At 32.2% G+C, this 4,507-nt stretch carries 6 protein-coding genes; 5 read left to right on the forward strand and 1 reads right to left on the reverse strand.

The window, feature by feature from the left end:
• The 3 genes from secG to smpB all read left to right on the forward strand — a co-directional run.
• Positions 1 to 180 (forward strand): preprotein translocase subunit SecG (gene secG / locus RR643_RS11285; protein ID WP_332483278.1); only part of this gene is annotated, 180 nt, incomplete at its 5' end.
• A 54-nt stretch (positions 181 to 234) separates the two neighbouring features.
• A complete protein-coding gene (rnr, locus tag RR643_RS11290; RefSeq protein WP_332483279.1) occupies positions 235 to 2,367 on the forward strand; it encodes a ribonuclease R in 2,133 nt (710 codons plus the stop codon).
• Between the two features lie 28 nt (positions 2,368 to 2,395).
• Positions 2,396 to 2,845 carry an SsrA-binding protein SmpB gene (gene smpB / locus RR643_RS11295; RefSeq protein WP_442878016.1) on the forward strand — a complete coding sequence of 150 codons (450 nt, stop codon included), beginning with the start codon at positions 2,396 to 2,398 and terminating at the stop codon, positions 2,843 to 2,845.
• Here the strand turns inward: smpB and RR643_RS11300 are convergent.
• Entirely contained in the window at positions 2,842 to 3,507 is a 666-nt protein-coding gene (locus tag RR643_RS11300) for a Crp/Fnr family transcriptional regulator (protein WP_332483280.1), read from the reverse strand. The genes smpB and RR643_RS11300 overlap by 4 nt on opposite strands.
• Positions 3,508 to 3,592: 85 nt before the next feature.
• Here RR643_RS11300 and RR643_RS11305 point away from each other — a divergent pair, with 85 nt between their 5' ends.
• The gene (locus tag RR643_RS11305) at positions 3,593 to 4,279 is read left to right on the forward strand and encodes a 4Fe-4S binding protein (protein WP_332483281.1); all 687 of its coding nucleotides are present in this window, start codon (positions 3,593 to 3,595) and stop codon (positions 4,277 to 4,279) included.
• Between the two features lie 37 nt (positions 4,280 to 4,316).
• Complete coding sequence (locus tag RR643_RS11310) at positions 4,317 to 4,502, forward strand: ferredoxin (RefSeq protein ID WP_332469935.1); 186 nt, start codon at positions 4,317 to 4,319, stop codon at positions 4,500 to 4,502.
• Positions 4,503 to 4,507: the final 5 nt, after the last annotated feature.

The raw sequence follows: 4,507 nt of genomic DNA on the forward strand, positions 1-4,507 counted from the left end.
ATTCTTTCTTTACTACAAAGTGGAAAATCAGATGGTATCTCAGGTGCTTTTACAGGTAGCGGAGGATTAAATCTATTTGCCAACACAAAAGAAAGAGGATCAGAGAAAATTATTTCCAATTTAACATTAGGAATTGGAATTCTATTCTTTGCATTAGTTATATTAATGAGAATTATGTAGGAAAGGCCATGTGCCTTTTTTATTTTCAAGAGGAATCAAAAGGAGGTGAGCTCTATGGAAATGACACAATTAAAAGACAAAATACTTACTTTAATTGAAAACAGTAAGTTAGGAACATATGATATTGAAAAACTCGCTAAAGAATTAGATTGTACATCGACGAGTGATTTCATCATGCTTAATAAAACACTAAATCAGTTAGAAGATGATTACATTATCGCAAGAAATCCGAAGAATTTTTTCTTAACGGCAATTCAAGCAGGAATCTATGTTGGGAAAATATCAATCAATCGAAAAGGATTTGGTTTTTTAGACTTAGATGCAAACAACAGTATTTATATTAGCCTGGATGATTTAAAAGGAGCTATGGATAAAGATGAGGTTGTCGTTAAGTTATTTAAAATAGGTAGTAATGAAGGTGAAGTAGTAAAAATATTAACGCGAAATACAGAAGTTTGTATTGGGACTTTTTATGTTCGTAAAACAGGAATTACAGTTGAATTAGATGACGAAAGACTTAAAGGAAGAATAATAGTTAGAAACTTAGCGAAGTTTAGAGTGGTGTCTGGAACTAAAGCTCAGTTCAAAATTATTAAGATACTTAAAAATACGATTGAATTAGAAATAACACAGTTGTTAGGACATCGTGATGATCCGGGAGTAGATGTATTATCTATTTTATTACAACATGATATTCACAATGAATTTCCAGATGAAGCACTAAAACAAGCAGAAGCAATATCACAAGAAGTTTTACCTGAACAAAAAATAGGCAGAAGAGATTGTACAAATATGATTGTGGTTACCATTGATGGTGATGATTCAAAAGACTTTGATGATGCGATAAGTATAGCTGCTGAAGATAAGAACTATCGTTTATGGGTGCATATTGCAGATGTTTCATATTATGTAACTGAGAACTCACCGCTCGATGTAGAAGCAGTAAGTAGAGGAACATCAACGTATGTAACAGATCGTGTTGTACCCATGTTACCACATGTTCTATCTAATGGAATTTGTTCACTGAATCCAAAAGTTGAACGTTTAACAATAACATGTGAAATGTTGATTGATGAGAATGGTGAAGTTACATCATATGAAATCTATCCTTCTTACATTCGCTCAACAGAAAGAATGACATATAATAATGTCAACAAGATATTAGCGAAAGATGAAATTTTATGTCGTAAGTATGAGCATCTTGGAGATCTATTTTTGATGATGGAGAATTGTGCTAAACGTATTCGTAAGAATAGAGAAAAGAATGGTGCAATTGACTTTGATAAAGAAGAAGCAAAAATCATTGTAGATAAAAGTGGCAAGGTACAAGATATTCAATTAAGAGAACGTGGTGAATCAGAACGAATTATTGAAGATTTTATGATTTGTGCAAATGTGACTGTTGCTAAACATATGAAATGGCTAGAGATTCCTTCGTTGTATCGTGTTCATGAACAACCTTTAGCTAAGAAGTTAAGAGAGTTTGCGAAAGTAGCTCTTATTATGGGACATAAGTTCAAAGGGAATATGGAAGATATTCGTCCGCTAGAAGTTCAAAAATGTTTAAATGAGTTTAAAGATGAACCAGAGTTTCCGGTTATATCCACATTGATGTTACGTTCAATGCAAAAAGCAAAGTATGATTCAAAATGTTTAGGACATTTTGGATTGGCTTTAGATGAATATTTGCATTTTACATCACCTATTCGTCGCTATCCTGATTTGATTGTGCATCGTATGTTGCGTAAATATTCATTTAATCAATGTTTAGATGTTAATGAAATTAAGAATGATGAATTGAAGATGGAGAAACTAGGACTTGAAACATCAGAAAGAGAACGAGCTTCAATAGAAGCAGAACGTGATGTTGAAGACATGAAAAAAGCTGAGTTTATGCAAAATAAAATCGGACTTACTTTTGATGCAGTTATTAGTTCTGTAACTAAGTTTGGATTCTTTGTTGAATTACCAAATACAGTTGAAGGTTTAGTTCATGTACAAAGTTTAAATGATGATTATTACCATTATGATGAAACGGGATACCAATTGATTGGTGAAAGAACTGGCACTATCTATAAATTAGGTCAAGAAGTGCGTGTTAAACTTATTGACGCAAATAAAGAAAAACAAACAATCGATTTTATCATCCATAAAGATAAGAAAAAGAAGAAACAACGCTGGATTTAAGTTATAATAAATAAGGGAGTGATTCTTGATGAGTGAAAAAGTTATAGCATTAAATAAAAGAGCAAGTCATGATTACTTTTTAGAGGATCGTTTTGAAGCAGGTCTTGTTTTAGTAGGGACTGAAATCAAATCAATCAGACAAGGTAAAGTACAATTTAAAGATGCCTTCATCTCATTTGTAGATGGAGAAGCATACATTAAAGAAATGCATATTGCTCAATATGATCATGGGAATCAATTTAACCATGATGAAACGCGAGTAAGAAAATTATTATTAAATCGACCAGAAATTCGAAAACTTCAAAATAGTGTGAAACTAAAGGGATATACAGTTGTACCAACACGTATGTATTTGAAGAATGGTCGTGCCAAAGTAGAGATTGCTCTTGCAAAAGGAAAAGCGCTCTATGATAAGCGCAATGATGATAAGATTAGAACTGCAAAAAGAGAAATGGAAAAAGCAACTAAACTTCGTTAAATCTTTTTGTGAAGTGTAAACTCATTTTTATGATAATCCAATATACCCTCTTGTTTCATTGATGATAATTCGCTAGAACAAGCACTGCGGTCAATGGATAAATAGTCGGCTAATTCCTGACGATTAAATGGAATTGTAAAATGAGAACTCTTGTTTCGAATAGCTTCACTCGATAAATATGAATATAATTTTTCACGAATTGAACGCTTGGTTAAGTGTTCAATTTTTTTTGATAGTGTTAAATTTTTGCGAGTGAGTTCCATAAGCAAAAGCTGAATAAATTTCTGTTTTAATGGGTTTAGTTTCTTTGTATCGAAAATAGAATCTGGATGTATGAGTAATATATGAGAATCTTGTGTTGCGATTACTTGTAAAGGTACAGTGGATATTTTTGCCAAAGCAAACACTTCACCAAATGTATCTCCTTCATTTAATTCAGTAAGAATACTTTTGTTTCCAAAGAAATCACAACTTGATATTTGTAATGATCCAGATATGACAATACCAATGTTTGTAATTTGATCGCCTTGATTATACAATATTGTATTCTTTTTATAATATACTTCTTGTGTATCAAGTAATGCTAAAAGTTCAGGTATTGTATTAAAATCAATGCCATTAAATAATTTTATCTTTTGGTAACAATCTTTAGAAATTTTCATTCGTTTTTTATTTCGTTGTAAAAACAACGTACTTTCTAAACTCATTCTATTATAATCAATTTATGAATACAAGGAGGACGTTAAAATGAAAAGAAGAATCATAACAATTGATGAAGATAAATGTAATGGATGTGCAGCATGTGCAATCGCATGTCATGAGGGTGCAATAGGGATGGTAAATGGGAAAGCGAAGTTGTTAAGAGATGATTATTGTGATGGACTGGGGGATTGTTTGCCAACCTGTCCAACAGGTGCTATCTCATTTGAAGAAAGAGAAGCACTTGCTTATGATCATGAAGCTGTTCAAGCCAATATGAAAGTAAAAGAAGAACCATTACCTTGTGGATGTCCTGGAACACATTCCAAAATGATAACACCAAAAGTAAATATACAAGGAGAAACAAGTTTGCAAAGTGAGTTGATGCAATGGCCAGTTCAAATCAAACTAGTTCCAATTCATGCTCCCTATTTTGATGGATGTAAATTATTAATTGCCGCAGATTGTACAGCATATGCCTATGCAAATTTCCATCATGATTTCATTAAGAATCATGTCACAATTATTGGTTGTCCAAAATTAGATATGGAAGATTACAGTGAAAAATTAACTGCGATTATCAGAGATAATGATGTTCAAGAAGTAAAGGTTGTTCGTATGGAAGTTCCATGTTGCGGTGGTATTGAACAAGCTACAAAACAAGCACTAAAGAACAGTGGTAAATTTATTCCATGGCAAGTAGTAACGATTTCTACAAATGGTGAAATACGATAGAATAAAATTAGAAGTACTGATGAAAAAGGAGGACACAATGAAAATCAAAATAAATGACGGTTGCATAGGTTGTGGTATGTGTACAACAATCTGTCCAGATGTATTTAGAATGAATGATGAAGGATTAGCTGTAGTAATGATAGAAAACCCAATCGGTTTTGAAAAAGAAACTGCGGATGCTAAAGATAGTTGTCCAGTACAAGTTATCGAAATTAATGAATAAACATA

Origin of the sequence: Anaerorhabdus sp. (genome assembly GCF_036637135.1) — a bacterium.
Taxonomy (GTDB): Bacteria; Bacillota_I; Bacilli_A; order Erysipelotrichales; family Erysipelotrichaceae; genus Anaerorhabdus.

Coding starts and splice junctions, on each gene's coding strand:
- rnr (WP_332483279.1), top strand. CDS start 235: ATGGAAATGACACAATTAAAAGACAAAATACTTACTTTAATTGAAAAC.
- smpB (WP_442878016.1), top strand. CDS start 2,396: ATGAGTGAAAAAGTTATAGCATTAAATAAAAGAGCAAGTCATGATTAC.
- RR643_RS11300 (WP_332483280.1), bottom strand. CDS start 3,507: ATGAAAATTTCTAAAGATTGTTACCAAAAGATAAAATTATTTAATGGC.
- RR643_RS11305 (WP_332483281.1), top strand. CDS start 3,593: ATGAAAAGAAGAATCATAACAATTGATGAAGATAAATGTAATGGATGT.
- RR643_RS11310 (WP_332469935.1), top strand. CDS start 4,317: ATGAAAATCAAAATAAATGACGGTTGCATAGGTTGTGGTATGTGTACA.